The organism is Streptomyces sp. NPDC052687, assembly GCF_040678395.1.
Taxonomy (GTDB): Bacteria; Actinomycetota; Actinomycetes; order Streptomycetales; family Streptomycetaceae; genus Streptomyces.
Window position 1 is genome coordinate 1 of record NZ_JBFATR010000070.1, and the last position, 24,097, is coordinate 24,097.

Below are 24,097 nucleotides of genomic sequence, written 5' to 3' on the forward strand. Positions count from 1 at the left end.
GAAGCTAAGCCTCACAGCGCCGATGGTACTGCAGGGGGGACCCTGTGGGAGAGTAGGACGCCGCCGAACAATTATTGGGAAAACCCCCGCATCATGTGATGCGGGGGTTTTCTGCATTCTAGGCTGGCTATTTCAGGCGGACGGGCCCTTTTCAGGGCCCTGGTCATCGCCTTACAGGCGGCCTGCCGTCTTCAGTGCCAAGTAGGCGTCCGCCAGTGCCGGCGCCAGGTCGTCCGGTGTCGCGTCGACGACGGTGACGCCGTGGCGGCGAAGTTGTTCGGCGGAGTGCTCGCGTTCGGCTTGGGCCTGGGCGGCGGCTGCGGCCTCGTAGACGGAGTCGACGTTTCCGCGGGACTTTGCCATTCCGGCGATGTGGGGATCGGCCACCGATGCCACGAGGACGGTGTGGCGTTGGGTCAGCTGGGGCAGGACGGAGAGGATTCCCGCTTCCATCGGGGCCGCGTCGAGGGTGGTCAGCAGGACGATCAGGGAGCGGCGGGGGGCCGTACGGAGTGCTGTGGCGGTGAGGCCTCGGGCGTCCGTTTCGACGAGCTCCGGTTCCAGGGTCGCCATGGCGTTCACCAGGGCGGGGAGGACGTCGTTCGCCGGGCGGCCCTGGACCAGGGCGCGTACATGGCGGTCGAAGGCGAGGAGGTCGACGCGGTCGCCGGCGCGGGAGGCCAGGGCGGCCAGGAGGAGGGCGGCGTCCATGGAGGCGTCGAGGCGCGGGGCGTCGCCGACGCGGCCGGCGGAGGTTCGGCCGGTGTCCAGGACCAGGAGGATGTGCCGGTCGCGTTCCGGGCGCCAGGTTCGGACGGCGACCGTGGAGTGGCGGGCTGTGGCGCGCCAGTCGATGGAGCGGGTGTCGTCTCCGGGGACGTACTCGCGGAGGCTGTCGAATTCCGTGCCCTGGCCGCGGATGAGGACGCTGGTGCGGCCGTCGAGTTCGCGGAGCCGGGCGAGTTTCGAGGGGAGGTGCTTTCGGCTCGTGAAGGGGGGCAGGACGCGTACCGTCCAGGGGACCTTGTGGGTGGCCTGGCGGGTGAAGAGGCCGAGGGGGCCGTACGAGCGGATGGTCACCCGGTCTGCGTGGCGGTCGCCGCGGCGGGTGGGGCGCAGACGGGTGGTGACGCGTCGGCGCTCGCCTGCGGGAACCGTCAGGCGGTGGCGGGACGCGGCGACCTCGGTGCCGGGCTGCCAGCTGCTCGGGGGCCATGCGTCGCGCAGGAGGGCGCGGAGGGGGCGGCCGGTGGGGTTGGTGACCGTGAGGGTGACGTCGGCGGTTTCGCCCAGGCGGACCGAGGTGTCGCCCGAGCGGGTCAGCCTGAGGCGGCGTACCGGTGCCGCGAGGGCGAAGTCGCAGGCGCAGGCGAGGGCGAGCGGGGCGTTCACGGCGAGGATGCCCGTCCAGCCGGGCTCCAGGATGCCGACCGGGAGGGAGCCGAGGGCCGCCAGGAGGGCGGCGCGTCCGGTGAGTGCCATCAGCGGGGGACGGGGACGTGGGCGAGGATCGCGTTGATGACCGAGTCGGCGGTCACGCCTTCCATCTCGGCCTCCGGGCGGAGCTGCACGCGGTGGCGGAGGGTGGGGAGGGCGAGGGCTTTGACGTCGTCGGGGATGACGTAGTCGCGGCCCGTCAGCCAGGCCCAGGCGCGGGAGGTCGCGAGGAGGGCGGTGGCACCGCGCGGGGAGACGCCGAGGGTGAGGGACGGCGATTCGCGGGTGGCGCGGCAGATGTCGACGACGTAGGCGGTGATCTCGGGGGAGACCGTGGTCTTGGCGACCGCCGCGCGGGCGGCTTCGAGGTCCGCGGCGCCTGCCACGGGGCGTACGCCGGCGGCGCGCAGGTCGCGTGGGTTGAAGCCCTGGGCGTGGCGGGTGAGGACGTCGATCTCGTCCTGGCGGGAGGGGAGGGGGACCATCAGTTTGAGGAGGAAACGGTCCAGTTGGGCTTCGGGGAGGGGGTAGGTGCCCTCGTACTCGACCGGGTTCTGGGTCGCGGCGACCAGGAAGGGTTCCGGGAGGGGGCGGGGGGTGCCGTCGACCGTGACCTGGCGTTCCTCCATGGCTTCCAGGAGGGACGACTGGGTCTTCGGGGGCGTGCGGTTGATCTCGTCGGCCAGGAGGAGGTTGGTGAAGACCGGGCCGGGCTGGAAGGAGAACTCGGCGGTGCGGGCGTCGTAGACGAGGGAGCCGGTGACGTCGCTCGGCATCAGGTCGGGGGTGAACTGGACGCGTTTGGTGTCGAGTTCGAGTGCGGATGCGAGGGCGCGGACGAGCAACGTTTTGGCGACCCCGGGGACTCCTTCAAGTAGGACGTGTCCGCGGCACAGGAGGGCGACGACGAGACCGGTCACGGCGGGGTCCTGGCCGACCACGGCCTTGGCGATCTCGGCGCGCAGGGCTTCGAGGGCGGCGCGGGCGTCGCCCGGGGCCCCGGTCGACCCGGCGTTGTCAGTGGTCGGGTCCATCATGGACGGCGTACCTCTCTTTCGAGGGCGTCGAGTTGGTCGGCGAGAGCGATCAGGGCCGTGTCGTCGCTGGGCGGCGGGCCGAAGAGCAGGGAGCGCAGTGCCTGTCCCTCGCCGTGGAGGTGTGCGGACAGGGCGGGGAGCAGGGCTTCGGGCGTGTGTGCCCGGGCCACGGGGATGCCTACGAGGGGGGCGAGGCGCGTGCGGGTGGTGGAGCGGAGAGCGGCGGCCGCGCGGTCGCGGGCGTTCGCCTTGCGGTAGAGGCGGGCCCGGCCTTCGACGGTTTCGGAGGCGCGGATCGCCACGGGGAGTTTTTCGGGCACGAGGGGGCCGAGCCGGCGTGCCCGCCACAGGGCGGCGAGCGCCGCGGCGATGAAGAGCTGCAGCGTGCCCCAGAGCCAGCCGGAGGGGAGCAGTTCGAGGAGGGTCTTCTCGTCGTCGGGCTCGGCGGCGGAGGTGTCGGACGGTGAGGGGAGGTACCAGACCAGATGGGGGCGGGAGCCGAGGAGCTGGAGGGCGAGCGAGGCGTTGCCCTGCTCGTCGAGGTGTTCGTTGTGGAGAATGTCGGGCGCGCCGAGGACGACGGTGTCACCGCCGCCGGCAGGGTGCGGGACGCGGATCAGGGTGGCCAGGCGCTCGCTGCGGTAGCACTGGTCGGCCCTGAGATGGGTGGTGGTGTAGCGGATGCCGCCCGTGTCGGCCTTGCCGGCGCGGCGGGCGGCGGGCAGGTCGCAGCCGGGGGAGAGGGTGGACTCGGGGCTGGTGGCCGGGTCGGCGGTGACGCCGGGGGCGAGGCGTTCGACGGAGGCGCTGCCGGCGGCGACGAGGACGGTGCGTCCGCCGGACGCGGCGATGGCGCTGTGCAGCCGGTCCTGCCGGCCGGGGGTGAGGAGGTCGGGGACGGCGACCAGCAGGGTGGTGTCGGGGGTGGCCGCGGCGCGGGCCTCGTCGAGGGTGGTGACCACGCGGGTGGAGACGCCGCGGTCGGCGAGCAGTTCGGCGACGGCACGGCTGCCCTGGGGGTCGGGGGAGCGTGGGTCGAGGTTGCCGTGGCGGACGTCGGAGCGGATCAGGGCGATCGCCACGCCGGCCGCCAGCAGGACGACCAGGGCGAGGGCGATGCCTCGCGTGCGGGTCCACACCTGGCGGGCGGTGGGCGAGACCGAGGTGGTCGGGGGCGTGGCCTCGGTGGTCATGGGGTGGTCCCCTGGCTGGTGTGGTGGGCAGTGGTGTGGTCGCTGCTGCCGGCCAGTCGGGGCTTGGTGTTCTCCAGGTCGCGGTCGAGGTCGGCGATGCGCCGGTACGCGTCCGGGGTGGCGGTCCGGCCGCCGTATGTGACGTCGTCGAAGGCGTGGGCCGCGGCGCGGAGCCGGTCGGTGTGGGTGGGCAGGACGCGGCCGGCTTCGGCTGCGGCCTCGTCGGCGGTGCGGCCGGGGCGGGGGTCGATGAGGGCGCGTTCCTCCAGGGAGCGGACGATGGCCCGCATGCGTTCCTGGACGGCCTGGTTCCAGTGGCCCTGGGCGGCGTGGGCGTCGGCGGTGGCGCGGTGTTCGGCCGCGCTGCGGGGGCGGTCGTCGAACAGGGCGGGGGAGGTTGAGGCGGGTTCGCGTCGTGGGGTGCCCAGGCGCCACCACAGGGCGCCGAGGGCGGCGAGCACGACGAGGATGACGACGAGCAGGCCGACCGCTCCGCCGGGGGTGACGGAGGCGGCGGCGCCGAAGACCGTGTCGAGCCAGTCCCAGAAGGCGTTGAGGGCGCGTTCGAAGAGGCCGGGGTCGTCCTCGTGGTACACGCGCTCGGACAGTTCGCGCCGGGCCGCCTCGCGGGCGGGGTCGCGGGGGATCGTCAAGGGTGGTGCGTCGTCGGAGCCCGCCGACGTCAGCACCGACAGGTCGTGGTGTGGCGGCCGTACGGCCGGGGCGCGGGTGGGCGACCAGGTCCGTACGGCTGCGTCGGCGGCGCGGGGCAGGGACGGCGCCGCTGGGAGGACTGCCCCCGTCAGGATCACCGCATCAGCTCCCGGGGGTTCCGGGGGAGGTGGGGCCGTAGCCCTGGACACCGGCGGCGCGGGCCAGTTCGAGGTCGAGGGCCTCGCGGCGGATGCGCTGGTCGATGTAGAGGAGCACGGTGACGCCGGCCGTGATCGGGAAGGTGATCGTGGAGCCGATCACCGAGCCGATGCCGCTGACGACGAGGAACGTCCAGCCGAAGCCGCCCGTGCCGTTGACGAAGCCGCTTATGCCGTCGCCGCTGACCGCGGCGGCGAGGAAGGTGAACGGGATGACGACGATCGCGGCGATGACGTTCGCGATGATCGCCGCGAGCAGCTGGATGCCGAACACCCGCCACCAGGAGCCGCGCACGAGCTTCACGGACCGGCTCATGGCCTTGAGGACGGACTGCTTCTCCAGCATCAGGGCCGGGGAGGCGAGGGAGAAGCGGACCATCAGCCAGACGGTGACGACGGCGGCGGCGAGACCGCCGAGGACGGCGAGTGCCGCGCCGCCCCCGCCGCCGCCCGCGGCGACCGCGATGATGCCGGGGAGCATGCCGGCGAGGACGATGCCGGCGGCGATGAGCGGCAGCAGCAGGATCAGACCGAACAGCTTGACGATCTGCGGGCGGGCGTCGCGCCAGGCCTCGCCGGCGGTGACCGGCTTGCCGAGCACCGCGCGGCTGGTGACGGTGGTCAGCAGGGCCGTCGCGGCGACGGTGCCGACCAGGGAGATCACGAACAGGACGCCGGAGCTGAGCATGGTGTCGCGCAGCGCCCCGGTCAGTTCGTCGAGGCTGGCGCTGGGGTCGCCGAGGGCGCCGGTGTCGGTGTACTCGTCGAGGAGCAGGCCCTGCACGAGGACGACGACGATCTCGATGAGGACGGCGACGGTGAGGGAGATGCCGAGGACGGTGCGCCAGTAGGTGCGCATGGTCGACACGGCGCCGTCGAGGATCTCGCCCACGCCGAGCGGGCGCAGGGGGATGACGCCGGGCTTGGCAGCGGGCGGGGGGCCGCCCCAGGGGGTGCCCCAGCCGCCGTAGCCGCCGGGGCCCTGCCAGTTGCCGCCGCCGGGGCCGCCTGGGCCGCCGGGGGGCGGGGTGCCCCAGCCCGGGCCGGGCGGTGGGGGCGGCGGGGTCTGGCCAGGGGACGGCGGGCCGGTCGGCGCGGACCACTGGGCAGGTGGCGGCTGCTGCTTGGACCACTGGGTGCCGGAGCTCTGCGGGTGCGTGCCCGGCTGCTGCGAGGGCTGTTCGGGGTCAGGCCGGTCGGCCGGCCCGGACGGCCCGGTGGGGCCGGAGGTGCCGGGCTCGTGCCCGTCGGACGGGGCGGATCCGGGCGAGGCCCAGCCCGGAGTGTCGTTCATCGTCGCTCCTTCACGGTGCCCGTCCGCGGTCGCGGCGGCAGCTTGGCAGCCATCGTGCCATGGGGTGGTCGGCGAGGGCCCGGCCGCGGTGCGGGCTGCGCACCTTCAATTGTCCGCCGGATAGTGGGCAGACTGACGGCATGGCTGATCAGCAGGCGCGAACCGGCGAGGACAAGCGGGCGACCGAGGTACCGGTGGTCCGGTGGGAGGAGCCGCCCGAGGGGCCGGTGCTGGTGCTTCTGGACCAGACCCGGCTGCCGAGTGAGGAGGTCGAACTGGTCTGCACGGACGCACCGGCGCTGGTGGAGGCGATCCGGTCGCTCGCCGTGCGCGGGGCGCCGCTGCTCGGGATCGCGGGAGCGTACGGGGTCGCGCTCGCCGCCGCGCGGGGCTTCGACGTGGACGAGGCGGCGCAGGCGCTGGCGGGTGCCCGGCCGACCGCGGTGAACCTTTCGGTGGGGGTGCGCCGGGCCCAGGAGGCCTACCACGCGGGCCTGGCCCGCAGCGGCGACGCCACGACGGCCGCGGCGGCGGCGCTGGCCGCCGCGCGGCAGCTGCACCGGGAGGACGCCGAGGCCAGCGCCCGGATGGCGGAGCACGGGCTGGCGCTGCTGGACGAGCTGCTGCCGGGCGGCGGGCACCGGATCCTCACCCACTGCAACACCGGGTCGCTGGTGTCGGGCGGGGACGGGACGGCGTTCGCGGTGGCGCTCGCGGCACACCGGCAGGGGCGGCTGCGGCGGCTGTGGGTCGACGAGACGCGCCCGCTGCTGCAGGGCGCGCGGCTGACGGCGTACGAGGCGGCGCGCAGCGGCATGGCGTACACGCTGCTCACCGACAACGCGGCGGGGTCCCTGTTCGCGGCGGGGGAGGTGGACGCGGTGCTCATCGGCGCCGACCGGATCGCCGCCGACGGGTCGGTGGCGAACAAGGTCGGGAGCTATCCGCTGGCGGTGCTCGCCCGCTATCACCACGTGCCGTTCATCGTGGTGGCGCCGGTGACGACGGTGGACCTGGGCACCCCCGACGGGGCGTCGATCGAGGTGGAGCAGCGTCCGGGGTACGAGGTGACGGAGGTGATGGCGCCGCAGGCGCAGGTGGCGGGAGCGGGCGGCGGGGTTCCGGTGGCGCCCCTGGGCACCCAGGCGTACAACCCGGCGTTCGACGTGACGCCGCCCGAGCTGGTGACGGCGATCGTCACCGAGGAGGGGGTCGCGTCGCCGGTGACGGCGGAGGCGCTGGCCGGGCTGTGCGGGAAGGGCGTGGCGGGGAGGGGGGTGGCCGGGGGGTGATGGCCGGAGGTGACGGCCAGGGGTGACGGCTACGGGTGACGGAGGGGTGTCGGCCAGGTGTGACGGTGGATGTCGGCCGGGCGGGACGACCGGTGTCGGCCGGGGGTGACGGCCGGGGGTGACGGCCAGGGGTGGGTCCGGGAGTGGTGGGTCCGGGAGTGGTGGGTCCGGGAGTGGTGGGTCCGGGAGTGGTGGCCGGAGGTGAGGGTCTGGCGCTGGGTGGCCAGGGCGTCGGCCTCGGTCGTCCGGAGGGGATCCCGCCGGCCGGGTGACATCGGGCCCGGCGTGGGAGCCTTGCGGGAGTCGGGTGAGCCGGCCCCGCGAGGCCCTGGCGGTCGGCGAGGGCAGAGAGTGACGGTTCCGTACGACTATCGTCACTGACCAGTGGCGTGCCTCGCCTGTGCCTACGCCATCGTCGCTGGTTGGTACTGAGGCCGGTGGCAGCGGTCGCCGGGGATGCGGAGAGGGTGAGGTTCCAGTCGCGTTAGCCTGCGTGACGTGGACACCCCTGGTCGGCAGGACCGGCCTCTGACGGATCACGAGTTCGACCAATTCCGTGACCTGCTGCGCCGGTACTGCGCACACGAACTCGACCAGTGGGAGAGCTTGCAGATCGAGACGCCGTACGTACGGCCCTGTGTACGTGCTCCTCACCCGTTCCCTGCCGCCCGGCGCGGCTCCCGAGGCGTACAGGCCGCTCTGACTCGCCCGCGTGCGGACCGCTGCCGTTGGTTGTCGGATGTCCTAAGGGTGTAGCCGGAGCCGTTCAGGCCTGACATCCACCGCTGACATCGACGCCGGCGGGCGGGGGCAGACAGTAACGGGTCCCTACGACTATCGTCACAGGCCAGTGACGTGCCTCACCTGCGCCTTCGCTGCCGTTATGAGAATGGGATGATGTCGTTTATGAAGGGACGAGTCCTTGTCGTCGACGACGACAGCGCACTGGCCGAGATGCTCGGCATCGTGCTGCGTGGTGAAGGTTTTGAGCCGTCTTTCGTAGCCGACGGCGACAAGGCGCTGGCCGCTTTCCGGGAGACCAAGCCCGATCTGGTGCTGCTGGACCTGATGCTGCCCGGTCGGGACGGTATCGAGGTGTGCCGGCTGATCCGGGCGGAGTCCGGGGTGCCGATCGTGATGCTGACGGCGAAGAGCGACACCGTGGATGTGGTCGTCGGCCTCGAGTCGGGCGCGGACGACTACATCGTGAAGCCGTTCAAGCCGAAGGAGCTGGTGGCCCGGATCCGGGCGCGGCTTCGCAGGTCGGAGGAGCCGGCGCCGGAGCAGCTCGCCATCGGTGACCTGGTCATCGACGTGGCCGGTCACTCGGTGAAGCGGGACGGGCAGTCGATCGCGCTGACGCCGCTGGAGTTCGATCTGCTGGTCGCGCTGGCGCGCAAGCCGTGGCAGGTGTTCACCCGCGAGGTCCTGCTGGAGCAGGTGTGGGGCTACCGGCACGCGGCGGACACGCGGCTGGTCAACGTCCATGTGCAGCGGCTGCGCTCGAAGGTCGAGAAGGACCCGGAGCGCCCCGAGATCGTGGTGACCGTCCGTGGTGTCGGTTACAAGGCCGGGCCGAGCTGACATGTCCGGGGACAGTGCCGCTTCGGCGCCCGGCCGGTCCGGGGCCCGCGCGGGGCGGCCTGTCGGCCGGAAGGCGGCGGGCTCCCGCTGGGGAAGGTTCAGCGCGGGCGGGCTGCTGCAGGGCGGAGTCCAGGGCAGCCCGGTCCTCCGTCTGTTCATGCGCTGGGTGCGCCGGCCGCTGCTGCCGATGATGCGGCTGTGGCGGCGCAACATCCAGCTGAAGGTCGTCGTCACGACGCTGCTGATGTCGCTGGGCGTCGTACTGCTGCTCGGCTTCGTCGTCATCGGGCAGGTGCGCAACGGGCTGCTCGACGCCAAGGTCAACGCGTCACAGAGCCAGGCCACGGGCGGGTTCGCCGCGGCCAAGCAGCGCGCCGAGGAGGCGGCGAGCGGAGCGGCCGTGGACAACGCGGCCGACGAGGGCGGACAGTCCTCGCAGAACGTCATCCAGTGGATGAGCGATCTCGTCACCTCGCTGTCCAGTGGCGGCCAGGGCGCCTTCGACGTCGTGACGCTGCCCGCCGGGGACGACACCGGAGGCGGGCGCGGTCCGCGTGCCTCCGGCGGGGTCAATCCCAACAAGAGCGTCCCCGAAGAGCTGCGTGAGCGGGTCACCAGCGGCCCGGGGGCGTATCAGAGCTACACGCGCATCGTGTACGGGCCCGGCAAGGAGTCCCAGCCCGCGCTGATCATCGGCAAGCAGGTCAACGACCCGAACAACGACCCGTACCAGCTGTACTACCTCTTCCCGCTGACGCAGGAGGAGAAGTCGCTGAGCCTGGTCAAGGGGACGCTGGCGACGGCCGGGCTGTTCGTCGTCGTCCTGCTCGGGGCGATCGCCTGGCTGGTGGTGCGCCAGGTCGTCACGCCCGTGCGGATGGCCGCCGGGATCGCCGAGCGGCTGTCGGCGGGGCGGCTCCAGGAGCGGATGAAGGTCACCGGCGAGGACGACATCGCGCGGCTCGGCGAGGCCTTCAACAAGATGGCGCAGAACCTTCAGCTGAAGATCAGCCAGTTGGAGGACCTTTCGCGGATGCAGCGGCGGTTCGTCTCCGACGTCTCCCATGAGCTGCGTACTCCGCTGACGACCGTGCGGATGGCCGCCGACGTGATCCACGAGGCGCGGGAGGACTTCGACCCGGTCACCGCGCGGTCGGCGGAACTGCTCGCCGACCAGCTGGACCGCTTCGAGTCGCTGCTGTCGGACCTGCTGGAGATCAGCCGTTTCGACGCCGGCGCGGCGGCGCTGGAGGCCGAGCCGATAGACCTGCGGGACGTCGTCCGGCGGGTCGTCGACGGGGCGGAGCCGCTGGCCGAGCGCAAGGGGTCGCGGATCCGGATCGTGGGCGACCAGCAGCCCGTGGTCGCGGAGGCGGACGCCCGGCGGGTGGAGCGCGTGCTGCGCAATCTCGTCGTCAACGCCGTCGAGCACGGCGAGGGCAAGGACGTCGTCGTCAAGCTCGCCGCGGCGGGTGGGGCGGTCGCGGTCGCCGTACGCGACTACGGCGTCGGGCTCAAGCCCGGCGAGGCGACCCGGGTCTTCAACCGGTTCTGGCGGGCCGATCCGGCACGCGCGCGGACGACGGGCGGTACGGGCCTGGGGCTGTCCATCGCCCTGGAGGACGCCCGGCTGCACGGCGGCTGGCTGCAGGCGTGGGGTGAGCCGGGCGGCGGCTCGCAGTTCCGGCTGACGCTGCCGCGGACCGCGGACGAGCCGCTGCGGGGCTCGCCGATACCGCTGGAGCCCAAGGACTCGCGGCGCAATCGCGGACTGGACGATTCCGGTCAGCCGCGCGGGGGCGGCGAGAAGAGTGCCACCGTGCCCGCGCAGACCACGGCCGGCGGGCCGGTGCGGCCGCTCGACGCGATAGGTCCGCGGCTGGCTGCCGTGGCCCCGACGGCCGATCCGACGGCGCTGCCCGGCAACGGCGCGCGCGTGGTGCCCCGGCCGGCGGGTGCGGCCCGCCGCGTGGAGGAGTCACGTCGTACGGAGGAGTCACGTCGTACGGGGGAGTCACGTCGTACGGGGGATGCTCCTCGTGCGGAGGAGTGGCGTCGTACGGAGGAGGCGCGTCGTACGGAGGAGGCGCGTCGTACGGGCGGGGCGGTGCGTGGTGCGGACGGGTCGGCGCGCGGTGCGGTGGGAAGCCGGCCGGCGGACGTGGAGTCCGATGAGTCGAATGAGTAAGGGGAGGCAACTCGTGGGCGCTGGCCGCGAGGGGGGCGCCCGGCGTACGCCGGCGCGCGCGGTGGCGTACATCGCCTGTGGTGTCGTCCTGCTGGCGGGCTGCGCCTCCATGCCGGACCACGGGGATCTGCGGGGTGTCGAGTCCACGCCGCGGCAGGACGCGCAGGTGCGGGTGTTCGCCGTACCGCCGTCGGAGGACGCCTCGCCGCCGCAGATCGTGCAGGGGTTCCTGGAGGCGTTGACCAGCGACGACCCCAACTACGAGACGGCGAAGCAGTATCTGACCGATACGGCCAGGAAGTCCTGGAAGCCGCAGCGGACCACGACCGTGCTCGCCAACGCGCCCGGTCTCGAGGTCGATTGGGCGGCCAACAAGGAGGACAGCGACACGTTCGCGTTCCTGCTGACGGGCAGCAGGGTCGCCACCGTGGACGCGGAGCAGTCGTACGCGCCGGCGAGCGGCGACTACAGCCAGCAGGTCCGCCTCAAGAGGGACCGCGAGAGCGGGCAGTGGCGCATCGACCGGCTGCCCCAGGGCGTCGTCCTCGGCCAGTCGGACTTCCAGCGCAACTACATGTCCGTCAACAAGTACTACCTGGCGTCGAACGCCGCGTCGGGCACGTCCGCGCAGCTCGCGGCGGTCGCCGATCCCGTCTATGTGCGCCAGCGCGTGGATCCCACGACGCAGGTGGTGCGTGCGCTGCTGAGCGGGCCCACGCGGTGGCTCGATCCGGTGGTCCGGTCGAGCTTTCCCACGGGGACGCGGCTGAAGGACGACGCGGTTCCGCTGACACCCGACGACCACAACAAGCTGACCGTGCCGCTCAACGACAGGGCCGCGCGGGTCGGGCTGGCCAAGTGCAACGAGATGGCGGCCCAGTTGCTGTTCACCTTGCAGGACCTCGCGCCCGCGGTGAACGAGGTCGAGCTGCGGGCGGGCGGCGCTGAGTTGTGCGCGCTCGACGCGGACGCGGCGACGGCGGTCGCCACGCGGGGACCGGTGCGCAGCCCCGAATACCTGTACTTCCTCAACGGTGACCACAGCGTGGTGCGGATCCGCAGCGGCAGCAGGACGGCCGGGGCGGAGCCGGTGCCGGGCCCGTTGGGCGAGGGTACGACGACGCTGCGCTCGGTCGCGGTGTCGCGCGACGAGCGCAGCGCGGCCGGAGTCTCCCGGGACGGTCGGCAGTTGTACGTCGCGAGGCTGGAGCAGGGGGCCTCGCTCGGGGAACCGGTGCTGACCAGCGCGGGCAGGACCGAGGACGACCGGCTGACCACTCCCAGCTGGGACGAGCAGGGCAATCTGTGGGTCGCCGACCGGGACGCCGGCAACGCGCGGCTGCTGTTGCTCCAGGCGGGCAAGGGCGAACCGCTGGAGGTGTCGGTCCCGGCGCTGGACGGGCGTATCGAGTCGGTGCGGGTCGCGGCCGACGGGGTGCGGATCGCGCTGATCGTGGAGAAGGACGGCGAGCAGTCCCTGCGGGTCGGGCGGATCGACCTCGACGAGAAGGTGGGCGAGCGGTCGACGGTCACGGTGCGCGAACTGCGCAACGCCACGCCCGAGTTGGAGGAGGTCACCACGGTGTCGTGGTGTGGCGACGGCCGGCTCGTGGTGGTCGGGCGCGCGAAGGGAGGCGTGCTGCAGCTGCGGTACGCCCAGGTCGACGGCTCCACGCCGAAGGGGCCCGCGCCGGATGCCCTGACCGGGGTGAAGGAGATCGCCGCGTCCGAGGACGAGCTGCTGCCGCTGGTGGCGTACTCGGACGACGGGATCGTGCGGCTGCCGTCGGGGGCGCAGTGGCAGACGGTGGTGAAGGAGGGGTCGGCGCCGGTTTATCCGGGGTGAGGCCATCTGGGTCTGGGGCGGGGGCCTGGGGCGGAGTGTCCGGGGGCCTGGCCGGAGGCTTCTGAGGTGGGGGCCTGAGCCGGAGGTTCAGAGCAGGCGTGCGTTTCTTCCTGGCTCGTGGGCGGCCGTTCTCGTGCGGAGTGATCCGGCGGGGGCGGCCGTTTTCGCTGGTCAGGGGGAGAGGGAGGGGGAGGAGGGGCAGGGGCGTTCACCTGGGTGGGTGAGGGCCGTCGGGCTGGGCCGGGGTTGTCCACAGGCGGTTTTCCACAGGGGTGGCCGGGCGGCGCGTGGGTTGGCAGAGTGATGCGCATGCGGGGGTGGTGGCGGGACCTCACCGACCTGGTGCTGCCGGCCGACTGCGGGGGCTGCGGCAGGCCGCGTACGGTGCTCTGCCCGGAGTGCCGTGCCGTGCTGAGCGGGGCGGCGCCGTGCCGGGTGCGACCGGTGCCGGAGCCGCCGGGGCTGCCGGCCGTGCACGCGGCGGCGCGGTACGGGGACGAGGTGCGGGCCGTGCTGCTGGCCCACAAGGAACGGGGTGCCCTGGCCCTCTCCGGGCCGCTCGGCACGGCGCTGGCGGGAGCGGTGCGGGCGGGGCTGAGGGAGGCGTGGGGGAACGGTGACGAGAGAGGTGTGGTCGCAGGTGGTGCGGGCGATGGTCGGGCGGACGATAACCGGGCGGACGATAACCGGGCGGAAGACGGTCGGGCGGGCGATGGTCGGGTGGCCGGTGGGGTGAGGTCTTGGGGGCCTGGGGCGCCGGTGCTGCTCGTTCCCGTTCCGTCGGGGAGACGGGCGGTGCGGGCGCGGGGGCACGATCCGGTGCGGCGGATCGCGTACGCCGCGGCGGGGGAGCTGCGGCGGACGGGGACGCCGGCCCGGGTGGCCGCCGTGATGCGGCAGCGGCGGACGGTCGCCGACCAGTCGGGGCTGAACTCGCGGCAGCGGCTGGACAACCTCGCGGGCGCGCTGGCCGTGGCGCCCGGTGGGGAGCGGCTGCTGGCGGGCGGGCCGGTCGTCCTGGTGGACGACCTGATGACCACCGGTGCGTCGCTGACGGAGGCGGCGCGGGCGGTGCGGGAAGCGATGTCGGCGCGGGAGGTGACGTCGGCGCACGCGATGTCGGCGACGGAGGCGCGCCGGGTGGGCGGTGGGGCGGGCGGCCGTGTGCGTCAGCTGGACGGGGCACCAAGAGAACGTGTGTCGGTTGTGTACGGGAGTGGAACCCGGGAAAGGACTGGGGCACGGACGACTGGACCGAGGGAAGGGGGCGCGGGGCGGAAGCGGGGCCCGGGAATGCCGGGACCGAACGGCGCAGGTGAAGTGATCTGCGCGGCGGTGATCGCGGCGACCCCGGATTCTTTCGCAATAAACCGGAACTGACTGCGAAGTTGCATCGTTGCAGGTAGTGAGAGCGCTAATTCACTGGAATGGAGGTACACCGCGTTAGAGGGTGACGACATCCGTCCGGGCGAGATATGTTCGGTTGTGAGGGAAAGCCGCAGGCCACACCTCTCGTATCCAATGCCGTGCCGCGGGATTTCCGCAATCACCGGGCCGGCTGGGGAGCAATCGCGCCCATGGGGGAGGAGGAGGTGGACGTCACCGAGTCCGAGGTTCCGGGGCACACCGGGACCTGGTGCACAAGGGAGATGCTCCGCATCCGAGGCGGAGCGATCCGGGAACGGAGTTCTGCGTGGACATCGTCGTCAAGGGCCGCAAGACCGAGGTGCCCGAGCGGTTCCGCAAGCACGTGGCCGAGAAGCTGAAGCTGGAGAAGATCCAGAAGCTCGATGGCAAGGTGATCAGCCTCGACGTCGAGGTGTCCAAGGAGCCCAACCCCCGACAGGCCGACCGTAGCGACCGAGTGGAGATCACGCTTCACTCCCGCGGTCCGGTGATCAGGGCGGAGGCAGCGGCCAGCGATCCGTACGCGGCACTCGACCTCGCCGCGGAGAAGCTGGACGCCCGGCTGCGCCGGCAGCACGACAAGCGCCACACGCGCCGCGGTGTCCGTCGGCTCACCGCAGCCGAAGTCCCCCAGCACGTCCCGGGCGTGGCCACGCTCAACGGCAGCGGCGCCGAGACGGACGAGTCGGAAGGCGTGCCGACGAGGAAGATCGGCTCCCTCGAGATCCAGGGCGAGGGCCCGCTCGTCGTCCGCGAGAAGACGCACGTCGCCGCCCCGATGACCCTCGACCAGGCGCTGTACGAGATGGAGCTGGTCGGGCACGACTTCTACCTGTTCGTCGACTCCGAAACGAAGGAACCGAGCGTCGTCTACCGGCGCCACGCGTACGACTACGGCGTGATCCATCTGAGGACGGACACCATGATCACGGCGCCGCCCTCGCCGGAGGCCGGCGGTTCGCTGGGCGGCTGACTTCCCGGACGACGGCTGAGCCCCGGTGCCCCTGGAGTGCTTGTGCGCCCCCAGGGGCACCGGTGTGCCATGAGTGTGCCGCCGTGCACCCGTGTGCCACCGCTGTGCCGCCGTGCCACCCGTGTGCGACCGATGTGCGACGGGTGTGCGACCACTTCGCCCATGGCTTCGTCACCGCGGTGTCGTCCGGGCATGAAATCATGGCCGTAACGGCTCAATCGGTGGGCCGTTGCCTTGGGTTGGCGATGGCCCGGGACCACAGGCCTGAGCCTTCAGGGGGAGGAACGATGGCGGACAGCTTCGGACCGATGCAGGCCGAGAGGGCCGGCGACGGCCCGGACGGCAGGGGCCCGGACACGGGTTCCTCACGCGGCGAGCCGATCCGCGTCCTGGTCGTGGACGACCACGCCCTCTTCCGCCGTGGTCTGGAGATCGTGCTCGCGGCCGAGGAGGACATCCAGGTCGTCGGAGAGGCGGGCGACGGCGCCGAGGCGGTGGAGAAGGCCGCGGACCTGCTGCCCGACATCGTCCTGATGGACGTGCGGATGCCGAAGCGGGGCGGGATCGAGGCGTGCACCTCCATCAAGGAGGTGGCGCCCAGCGCGAAGATCATCATGCTGACGATCAGCGACGAGGAAGCCGATCTCTACGACGCGATCAAGGCGGGCGCGACGGGATATCTGCTCAAGGAGATCTCGACGGACGAGGTGGCGACGGCGATCCGGGCCGTGGCCGACGGGCAGTCGCAGATCAGCCCTTCGATGGCGTCGAAACTGCTGACCGAGTTCAAGTCGATGATCCAGCGGACGGACGAGCGGCGATTGGTGCCCGCGCCGCGGCTCACCGACCGGGAACTCGAAGTGCTCAAGCTCGTGGCGACCGGGATGAACAACCGCGATATCGCGAAGGAGTTGTTCATCTCCGAGAACACCGTGAAGAACCATGTGCGCAACATCCTGGAGAAGCTGCAGCTGCACTCCAGGATGGAGGCGGTGGTGTACGCGATGCGGGAGAAGATTCTCGAGATTCGGTGAGGCCTGTGGAGTCTGTCGGGCCTGTGGGGTCTGTCAGTTCAGGGAGCGGGCCAGTTCTGTGATCAAGGGCGCGCGCAGGTCCGGGGTGTTCACCTGTTCCACGCGTACGTTGGTGCAGTTCACCCAGCTCGCCGCTTCCAGCAGGGCCTCGGCGACGGCCGGGACCGCCTTCGGGCCGTCCAGGGTGATCTGCTTGGCGACCAGGGTGCGGCCCTCGCGGGCCGGGTCGACACGGCCGACCAGCCGGCCGCCGGCCAGGACCGGCATCGCGAAGTAGCCGTGGATCCGTTTCTGCTTGGGAACGTAAGCCTCCAGGCGGTGGGTGAAGCCGAAGATCCGCTCCGTCCGGGCGCGTTCCCAGATCAGGGAGTCGAAGGGCGACAGGAGCGTGGTGCGGTGGCGGCCGCGCGGGGGTGTCGCGAGGGCCGCGGGGTCCGCCCAGGCCGGCTTGGCCCAGCCCTCCACCGTGACCGGGACCAGGCCGGAGTCGGCGATCACCGCGTCGACCTGCTCGCCCTTCAGGCGGTGGTAGTCGGCGATGTCCGCGCGGGTGCCGACGCCGAGGGCCTCGCCGGCGAGGCGGACCAGGCGGCGGAGGCATTCGGTGTCGTCCAGGTCGTCGTGCAGGAGGTCGGCGGGGATGGCGCGTTCGGCGAGGTCGTAGACGCGCTTCCAGCCGCGGCGTTCGACGCAGACGACCTCGCCGTACATCAGGGCGCGTTCCGCGGCAACCTTCGCGCCGGACCAGTCCCACCACTCGTTGGTCTTCTTCGCGCCGCCCAACTCCGTGGCCGTCAGGGGGCCTTCGGTGCGGAGTTGTTTGATCACCTGGTCGTAGGCGCCGTCCGGGAGGTCGTGGTGCCAGTGGGGGCGGTCGCGGTAGGCGCGGCGGCGGAAGGCGAAGTGGGGCCACTCCTCGATGGGGAGGATGCAGGCGGCGTGGGACCAGTACTCGAAGGCGTGGGTGTCCTTCCAGTAGGCGCTCTCCACTGTGGTGCGGCCTACCGCGCCGAGGCGGGCGTACGGGACGAGTTCGTGGGAGCGGGCCAGGACCGAGATGGTGTCGAGCTGTACCGCGCCGAGGTGACGGAGGATGCCGCGGACGCCGGCGCGGCGGTTGGGGGCGCCGAGGAGGCCCTGGGCTCGTAGGACGATGCGGCGGGCCTCGTCTGCGGAGAGGGTGGTGGTGGGGCGCGGGGTCGTCATGGCCGTCATGGCTTCGAACGATAGGGGGTGGGTCTGACAGTGGGGGGTGGGGTTGGGTTGCTGGGGGGAGGGAGGGGCTGATGTGGGTGGGTGGGTGGGCGTGCGTCGAGGGTTCCGCCCCCGCCGCCCCTACCCATTCCCATCCCCGGGGGCTCCGCCCCTTCGACCCCGCCAGGGGCTCCGCCCCTGCACCCCGGCGGGGGCTCCGCCCCCTGCACCCCGGGCTTCGCCCCCTGAACTCCGGTGGAGGCTTTGCTCCCGCACCCCGGCTGGGGCTCCGCCCCTGCACCCCGGGCTCCGCCCCCTGCACCCCGGGCTTCGCCCCCTGCACCCCGGGCGTCGCCCCTGAACCCCGGCGGAGGCTTGCCCCACTACCCCAGCGAGGGCTCAGCCCCTTCCACCCCGCCAAGGGTTCCGCCCCTGCACCCCGGTGAGGGTCACCCCCCTCGCCCCCAGAGGGCCGCGCCCCGAGTATGGGCTTCAGGGCGCTCCCGGGGTGGGGTGAGGGATGGGCGCCGCCACCCGGGGGCGGTAGCCGAGGCTGGGCTTACGGCTGCCCCGCCGTAGTGAGGGTTGCGTGCCTGCACCCCTCCTCGCTCCGCCCCGGCCGCAGCGGCTCGCCCCGCCGTAGTAGGGGTTGCGCGCGCTGCACCCCTCCTCGCTTCGCCCGGGCCACAGGGGCTCGGGCGACCCCAGGCACCTGCGGCGCCCCCTCCCCCCGCCCCCCCCGGAGGGCAAGCGCCGCGTCAGGCTGTTGGGCGTGGGGGAAGGTAGGGGGCCGTGGAGGGGAGGGCGAGGTCGGAGGGGAGGAGGGAGGCCAGCCAGCAGTCTCGGCGGGTGCCGTGGTGGTTGAGAGCCGCGCGGAGGGTGCCCTCCAGGGTGAAGCCGGCTCGTTCGGCCACCGCGCGGGAGGCGGTGTTGCCGACCTCCGCGCGCCATTCGAGGCGGTCGACGGGGATCTGGGTGAAGGCCCAGTGGCAGACCGCGCGGGTGGCTTCGGTGATGTAGCCCTTGCCGCGGTGGCGCCGGGTGGCCCAGAAGCCGAGCTCCGCGGTGCCCAGGGAGCACATGGTGATGCCGAGCATGCCGGCGAGGTCGCCGTCGGGGAGGAAGGCGCCGAAGGTGAACAGGGAGGAGGCCGCCCAGCCGTCGGGGACCTGCTGCCGGACGAAGGTCTCGGCGTGTTCCGGAAGGTAAGGGGAGGGGATCGTCGTCCAGCGCTGAATCTCGGGGTCCTGACAGGCGGCGTACACGGCGTCGATGTCGTCCGGGCCGGCGGGGCGCAGCAGGAGACGGGCGGTGGGGATCGTGACGGGGTCCATCGGGAGATTCTGCTCGGGGGCGGAAGGGAGGGCATCCGTTTTTCCGGGGCCGGTCCGGGGCCGGTTCGGGGGTGAGGGCGCGATTACCGTTCGTGCAATTCGGTGGAGGCTTGCGGCACCATCCGAGTCCCCCGTCCGTTGTCCTCTGATGAAGCGGTGACGCCGTCGTCACGGCAGGCCTCCCGGCGTGGCCGGGTCCTCGCATACGATGGCCGTTGCTCAGTACGTCAGAAGGAAACCGACCGTCCCAGGCCCGACCGGCAAGGAGACCAACCCCCGTGTCCGTCCTCTCGAAGATCATGCGTGCAGGCGAAGGCAAGATCCTGCGCAAGCTGCACCGCATCGCGGACCAGGTCAACTCCATCGAAGAGGACTTCGTCGACCTCTCCGACGCCGAGCTGCGGGCCCTCACCGATGAGTACAAGCAGCGGTATGCCGACGGGGAGAGCCTCGACGATCTCCTGCCGGAAGCCTTCGCCACCGTCCGCGAGGCCGCCAAGCGTGTCCTCGGCCAGCGTCACTACGACGTGCAGCTGATGGGTGGCGCCGCGCTTCACCTCGGTTATGTCGCCGAGATGAAGACCGGTGAGGGCAAGACCCTGGTCGGTACCCTGCCCGCGTATCTGAACGCGCTGTCCGGCGACGGTGTTCACCTGATCACGGTCAACGATTACCTGGCCGAGCGTGACTCCGAGATGATGGGGCGCGTCCACAAGTTCCTCGGCCTGTCCGTCGGCTGCATCCTGGCCAACATGACGCCGGCCCAGCGCCGCGAGCAGTACGCGTGCGACATCACGTACGGCACGAACAACGAGTTCGGCTTCGACTACCTGCGCGACAACATGGCCTGGTCGAAGGACGAACTCGTCCAGCGCGGGCACAACTTCGCCATCGTCGACGAGGTCGACTCCATCCTCATCGACGAGGCCCGTACGCCGCTGATCATCTCCGGTCCGGCCGACCAGGCCACCAAGTGGTACGGCGACTTCGCCAAGCTGGTCCAGCGCCTCAAGCGCGGCGAGGCCGGCCAGCCGCTGAAGGGCATCGAGGAGACCGGCGACTACGACGTCGACGAGAAGAAGCGCACGGTCGCCATCCACGAGTCGGGCGTCGCCAAGGTCGAGGACTGGCTGGGCATCGACAACCTGTACGAGTCGGTGAACACCCCGCTCGTCGGTTACCTGAACAACGCCATCAAGGCGAAGGAGCTGTTCAAGAAGGACAAGGACTACGTCGTCATCGACGGCGAAGTCATGATCGTCGACGAGCACACCGGCCGTATCCTCGCCGGCCGCCGCTACAACGAGGGCATGCACCAGGCGATCGAGGCGAAGGAAGGGGTGCCGATCAAGGACGAGAACCAGACGCTCGCCACGATCACCCTCCAGAACTTCTTCCGCCTGTACAACAAGCTCTCCGGCATGACCGGTACGGCGATGACCGAGGCCGCCGAGTTCCACCAGATCTACAAGCTCGGCGTGGTCCCCATCCCGACCAACAAGCCGATGATCCGCAAGGACCAGTCGGACCTGATCTACCGCACCGAGGTCGCCAAGTTCGCCGCGGTCGTCGACGACATCGAGGAGAAGCACCGCAAGGGGCAGCCGATCCTGGTCGGCACGACGTCCGTCGAGAAGTCCGAGTACCTGTCGCAGCAGCTGAGCAAGCGCGGCATCCAGCACGAGGTGCTGAACGCGAAGCAGCACGACCGTGAGGCGCAGATCGTCGCCCAGGCCGGCCGCAAGGGCGCCGTGACCGTGGCCACCAACATGGCCGGCCGTGGTACGGACATCAAGCTCGGCGGCAACCCCGAGGACCTCGCCGAGGCGGAGCTGCGCCAGCGCGGCCTCGACCCCGAGGAGCACATCGAGGAGTGGGCCGCCGCCCTGCCCGAGGCGCTCAAGCGGGCCGAGGAGGCCGTCAAGGCCGAGAAGGAGGAGGTCGAGCGGCTCGGCGGCCTGTACGTCCTGGGCACCGAGCGGCACGAGTCCCGCCGTATCGACAACCAGCTGCGCGGTCGTTCCGGCCGTCAGGGCGACCCCGGCGAGTCCCGCTTCTACCTCTCCCTCGGCGACGACCTGATGCGGCTGTTCAAGGCCCAGATGGTCGAGCGCGTGATGTCCATGGCGAACGTGCCGGACGACGTGCCGATCGAGAACAAGATGGTCACCCGCGCGATCGCGTCCGCCCAGTCGCAGGTCGAGCAGCAGAACTTCGAGACCCGTAAGAACGTCCTGAAGTACGACGAGGTCCTCAACCGTCAGCGCGAGGTCATCTACGGCGAGCGGCGCCGCGTCCTGGAGGGCGAGGACCTGCACGAGCAGATCCGCCACTTCATGGACGACACCATCGACGCGTACGTCGAGGCCGAGACCTCCGAGGGCTTCCCCGAGGACTGGGACCTCGACCGCCTGTGGGGCGCCTTCAAGCAGCTCTACCCGTGCAAGGTCACCATCGAGGAGCTGGAGGAGACGGCCGGCGACCGTGCCGGTCTGACCGCCGAGTTCATCGCCGACTCCATCAAGGACGACATCCACGAGCAGTACGAGGCGCGTGAGGCGCAGCTCGGCTCCGAGATCATGCGGGAGCTGGAGCGCCGGGTCGTGCTGTCGGTCCTGGACCGCAAGTGGCGCGAGCACCTCTACGAGATGGACTACCTCCAGGAGGGCATCGGCCTGCGCGCGATGGCCCAGAAGGACCCGCTGGTCGAGTACCAGCGCGAGGGCTTCGACATGTTCCAGGCCATGATGGACGGCATCAAGGAGGAGTCCGTCGGCTACCTGTTCAACCTGGAGGTCCAGGTCGAGCAGCAGGTCGAGGAGGTCCCCGTCGAGGACGCCACGCCGGACCTGGTCAAGCAGGACTCGGTGCCGGCGCAGGCGACCGCCTCGCGCCCCGAGATCCGCGCGAAGGGCCTGGAGGCCCCGCAGCGGCGGAACCTCCACTTCACTGCGCCGACCGTGGACGGCGAGGGCGGCACCATCGAGGGCGACCTCCCCGAGGACGAGCCGGTGCGCTCCCCCGCCGACGGCCTCACCCGCGCGGAGCGGCGCAAGCAGGCCAAGGGCGGGCGGCGCCGCAAGAAGTGAGGCCTGCGGCGGCGTGACGCCGCTGCGGTCGTGCCGTGGCCGAGGGCCGGGACACCCCCAGGGTGCCCGGCCCTTTCCCATGCCCGTCAGCCCGTCAGCCCGTCAGCCGTCGTCCTGCGCGCGGTGCCCGCGCGGGCCGTCCAGTTCCACCGCCGTGCAGCGCCAGCGGTGGTCGGCGCCCCGTTCCAGGCGGAAGGCCATGGCACGCAGCCGGTCGCCGGTGCGGATGCGGGCGAAGGCCTCGAAGGCGCCGGGGTAGGGCTCGTACCAGCCGACGTCCCCCACCACCGGGCGCGGGCCGGGGGAGCGCAGGGGGCCGTTCTCGGCGAGCCGGGCCAGGTCGTCGTAGGCGCGTCCCAGGGTGTGGCGGAGCATGAAGTGGACGGGGCGCTGGCCGCTGAGGACCAGCAGCAGACGGTCGGCGAAGACGTCGGTGGGGCGGGGCTGCGGGACCCCGACGGGGCGGTGCGGGGTCTGCGGCGGGACCCTCGGGGACTCGGCCGGCGGGTGGGTCTCCGCCGGGGCTGCGGGCGGCGGGTCCGTGCGGCGGGCGCGGGGCGGGGTGGCCCCTGGGCGGCGAGGGTCGCGGCGGGTGTCGCGGCGGGTCGGCGGCCGGGTGCCGGGGCGGGGCGCCGGGCGGGTGGCCGGGTGGTGCTGGGCCCTGGTCATGACCTTGTTCATGGGTTCCCCGTTCGCTGCGGCCCGGGTGATACCGGGCAGTAACTTGCTGGTGGTGATCTTGTACGGGGCGAAAGGGGCGGCGGCAAGCCGGGCGCGAGCCGGGACCGGGGGCCCGGAGAGTTCACCTATCAGGGTGATCAGGAGGTGAGAAGCGCCTGGTGGGAGCGGCGGCGGGGGTGAATCGCGAGGCGTCGGGTGGACGCCTTCCGAGGCGTGGACGGGGACTCGAAAGGGGACGCCCGCACGTATCCTGAAGGCTCTCCGAAGCCTTGCGGGGCCCTCCGACCACGAAAGAAGCGGCCAGCCATGCGCGTCTACGTCCCCCTGACCCTCCCCGGTCTCGCCGAGGCGTACAAGGCGGGAGAACTCGGGGCCGGGCCGCTCGTCGCGTACGCCGTCACGCCCGCGCTGCGCGAGTGGTACCTGTCCGACGACATCGAGGAACTGGAGTACGCGGCGCTCAGCCGGGCCGCGCTGGCCTCGCTGCGGCTGCTGGCGGCGGACCCCGCGGCCCCGCGCCGGCGGGTCGTCGTCGCCGTCGACGTGCCCGACGGGGCGGCGACGGCCGATCCGGACCGGGGCCTCGACCCGGCCGCGCTGGGCGAGGTGCGGGTGGCCGGGCCGGTCCGGCTGGCCAAGGCGGCGTCCGTGCACGTCGACGCCCGGGACGCGGAGGTGGACGTGGCCGCGGCGGCGGACGCGCTGCAGGCGGCGGACGGCGGGGACGACGACGCGCAGTTCGTGGTGGACGGGGCCGAGGACCACGAGCTGCTGTGGTACGCCACGCAGGAGATCCCGAACCTGGTGGGGCTCGGGGAGTGAGCCGCGCCGTTCCGCCGGGCCGTCACGCGGACGTCTCTTCGATGTCAGTGGCGGCGGGTACGGTCTTCGACATGGGGAAGCTGGGAGCCGCGCACATTGTGTGGGACTGGAACGGCACGCTGTTCCACGACAATGACGCGATCATCGGGGCGACGAACGCGGCGTTCGCCGAGCTGGGCCTGGAGCCCATCACGCTGGAGCAGTACCGGTCGATGTACTGCGTGCCGGTGCCGAAGTTCTACGAGCGGCTGATGGGGCGGCTGCCGACGGACGCGGAGTGGGAGGTCATGGACGGGACCTTCCAGCGGTACTACGCCGAGCACCGGGTGCGGTGCGGACTCACCGAGGGCGTGGTGGAACTGCTGGCCGAGTGGCGGTCCGCGGGGCGCAGTCAGTCGATCCTGAGCATGTACGGGCACGAGGACCTCGTGCCGCTGGTCCGCGGATTCGGCATCGAGAGCCACTTCCTGCGGGTCGACGGGCGCACCGGGCCCTCCGGGGGCAGCAAGGCCGAGCACATGGTGCGGCACCTCGCGGCGCTGGCCGCGGTCGACCCCTCGCGCACGGTGGTGATCGGGGACGCCGCGGACGACGCCGTGGCCGCGCTCCACGTGGGCGCGCGGGCCGTGCTCTATACCGGCGGGTCGCACAGCCGCAGCAGCCTGGAGACCGCCGGGGTGCCGGTGGTCGACACCCTGCACGAGGCGGTCGCGGAGGCGGAGCGCCTGGCCATGGCGGCGTAAGCCGCGCCGCCCGGCCGGCCGTTGTCCCACCAGTTGGTGACCGCGGTGCCGCGGGTGGCGTTGCGGAAGGCGACCAT

18 protein-coding genes are annotated in these 24,097 nt (G+C 72.1%); 10 read left to right on the forward strand and 8 right to left on the reverse strand.

What is annotated here, in order from left to right; all coding sequences use genetic code 11:
• Positions 1–171: 171 nt before the first annotated feature.
• From AB0K92_RS31605 to AB0K92_RS31625, 5 genes are read right to left on the reverse strand one after another with little or no spacing between them, the layout of a single operon-like run.
• On the reverse strand, positions 172–1,482 hold the full coding sequence (locus AB0K92_RS31605; RefSeq protein WP_365928612.1) for a DUF58 domain-containing protein: 1,311 nt from the start codon (positions 1,480–1,482) through the stop codon (positions 172–174).
• Complete coding sequence (locus AB0K92_RS31610) at positions 1,482–2,471, reverse strand: MoxR family ATPase (protein ID WP_206313067.1); 990 nt, start codon at positions 2,469–2,471, stop codon at positions 1,482–1,484. The genes AB0K92_RS31605 and AB0K92_RS31610 overlap by 1 nt, the downstream gene beginning before the upstream one ends.
• The gene (locus AB0K92_RS31615) at positions 2,471–3,667 is read right to left on the reverse strand and encodes a DUF4350 domain-containing protein (protein ID WP_365928614.1); all 1,197 of its coding nucleotides are present in this window, start codon (positions 3,665–3,667) and stop codon (positions 2,471–2,473) included. The genes AB0K92_RS31610 and AB0K92_RS31615 overlap by 1 nt, the downstream gene beginning before the upstream one ends.
• On the reverse strand, positions 3,664–4,479 hold the full coding sequence (locus tag AB0K92_RS31620; RefSeq protein ID WP_365928616.1) for a DUF4129 domain-containing protein: 816 nt from the start codon (positions 4,477–4,479) through the stop codon (positions 3,664–3,666). The genes AB0K92_RS31615 and AB0K92_RS31620 overlap by 4 nt, the downstream gene beginning before the upstream one ends.
• Before the next feature lie 4 nt (positions 4,480–4,483).
• Positions 4,484–5,833 (reverse strand): glycerophosphoryl diester phosphodiesterase membrane domain-containing protein, encoded by a 1,350-nt coding sequence (locus tag AB0K92_RS31625; RefSeq protein WP_365928618.1) that lies wholly within the window; start codon positions 5,831–5,833, stop codon positions 4,484–4,486.
• A gap of 140 nt (positions 5,834–5,973) precedes the next feature.
• Here AB0K92_RS31625 and mtnA point away from each other — a divergent pair, with 140 nt between their 5' ends.
• The 7 genes from mtnA (at position 5,974) to AB0K92_RS31660 (ending at position 16,157) form a co-directional block, all read left to right on the forward strand.
• On the forward strand, positions 5,974–7,125 hold the full coding sequence (gene mtnA, locus AB0K92_RS31630) for an S-methyl-5-thioribose-1-phosphate isomerase (protein WP_365928620.1): 1,152 nt from the start codon (positions 5,974–5,976) through the stop codon (positions 7,123–7,125).
• A gap of 894 nt (positions 7,126–8,019) precedes the next feature.
• Entirely contained in the window at positions 8,020–8,709 is a 690-nt protein-coding gene (mtrA, locus tag AB0K92_RS31635; RefSeq protein WP_198948386.1) for a two-component system response regulator MtrA, read from the forward strand.
• Position 8,710: 1 nt separating this feature from the next.
• Positions 8,711–10,897, forward strand: coding sequence for an MtrAB system histidine kinase MtrB (mtrB, locus tag AB0K92_RS31640; RefSeq protein ID WP_365928622.1), 2,187 nt, complete (start codon positions 8,711–8,713; stop codon positions 10,895–10,897).
• 13 nt (positions 10,898–10,910) lie between these two features.
• Positions 10,911–12,743, forward strand: a complete 1,833-nt coding sequence (locus tag AB0K92_RS31645; protein ID WP_365928624.1) for an LpqB family beta-propeller domain-containing protein — start codon at positions 10,911–10,913, stop codon at positions 12,741–12,743.
• 309 nt (positions 12,744–13,052) lie between these two features.
• A complete protein-coding gene (locus AB0K92_RS31650; RefSeq protein WP_365928626.1) occupies positions 13,053–14,123 on the forward strand; it encodes a ComF family protein in 1,071 nt (356 codons plus the stop codon).
• A 313-nt stretch (positions 14,124–14,436) separates the two neighbouring features.
• Positions 14,437–15,123, forward strand: coding sequence for a ribosome-associated translation inhibitor RaiA (gene raiA / locus AB0K92_RS31655; RefSeq protein WP_365928628.1), 687 nt, complete (start codon positions 14,437–14,439; stop codon positions 15,121–15,123).
• 287 nt (positions 15,124–15,410) lie between these two features.
• Positions 15,411–16,157: a response regulator transcription factor gene (locus tag AB0K92_RS31660; RefSeq protein ID WP_365928630.1), complete on the forward strand. Its 747-nt coding sequence runs from the start codon at positions 15,411–15,413 to the stop codon at positions 16,155–16,157.
• A 33-nt stretch (positions 16,158–16,190) separates the two neighbouring features.
• Here the strand turns inward: AB0K92_RS31660 and AB0K92_RS31665 are convergent, their stop codons facing one another.
• Positions 16,191–17,363, reverse strand: coding sequence for a crosslink repair DNA glycosylase YcaQ family protein (locus tag AB0K92_RS31665; protein ID WP_365928642.1), 1,173 nt, complete (start codon positions 17,361–17,363; stop codon positions 16,191–16,193).
• A 746-nt stretch (positions 17,364–18,109) separates the two neighbouring features.
• Entirely contained in the window at positions 18,110–18,685 is a 576-nt protein-coding gene (locus AB0K92_RS31670) for a GNAT family N-acetyltransferase (RefSeq protein WP_365928632.1), read from the reverse strand.
• Between the two features lie 278 nt (positions 18,686–18,963).
• Here AB0K92_RS31670 and secA point away from each other — a divergent pair, with 278 nt between their 5' ends.
• Positions 18,964–21,774, forward strand: a complete 2,811-nt coding sequence (secA, locus tag AB0K92_RS31675) for a preprotein translocase subunit SecA (protein WP_365928634.1) — start codon at positions 18,964–18,966, stop codon at positions 21,772–21,774.
• A gap of 102 nt (positions 21,775–21,876) precedes the next feature.
• Here the strand turns inward: secA and AB0K92_RS31680 are convergent, their stop codons facing one another.
• Entirely contained in the window at positions 21,877–22,455 is a 579-nt protein-coding gene (locus tag AB0K92_RS31680) for an Rv3235 family protein (protein ID WP_365928636.1), read from the reverse strand.
• 306 nt (positions 22,456–22,761) lie between these two features.
• On the opposite strand from AB0K92_RS31680, the gene AB0K92_RS31685 reads away from it, so the two are divergent.
• On the forward strand, positions 22,762–23,277 hold the full coding sequence (locus tag AB0K92_RS31685) for a hypothetical protein (protein ID WP_365928638.1): 516 nt from the start codon (positions 22,762–22,764) through the stop codon (positions 23,275–23,277).
• Positions 23,278–23,348: 71 nt separating this feature from the next.
• Entirely contained in the window at positions 23,349–24,020 is a 672-nt protein-coding gene (locus AB0K92_RS31690) for an HAD family hydrolase (RefSeq protein WP_365928640.1), read from the forward strand.
• Positions 24,021–24,097 lie beyond the last annotated feature (77 nt).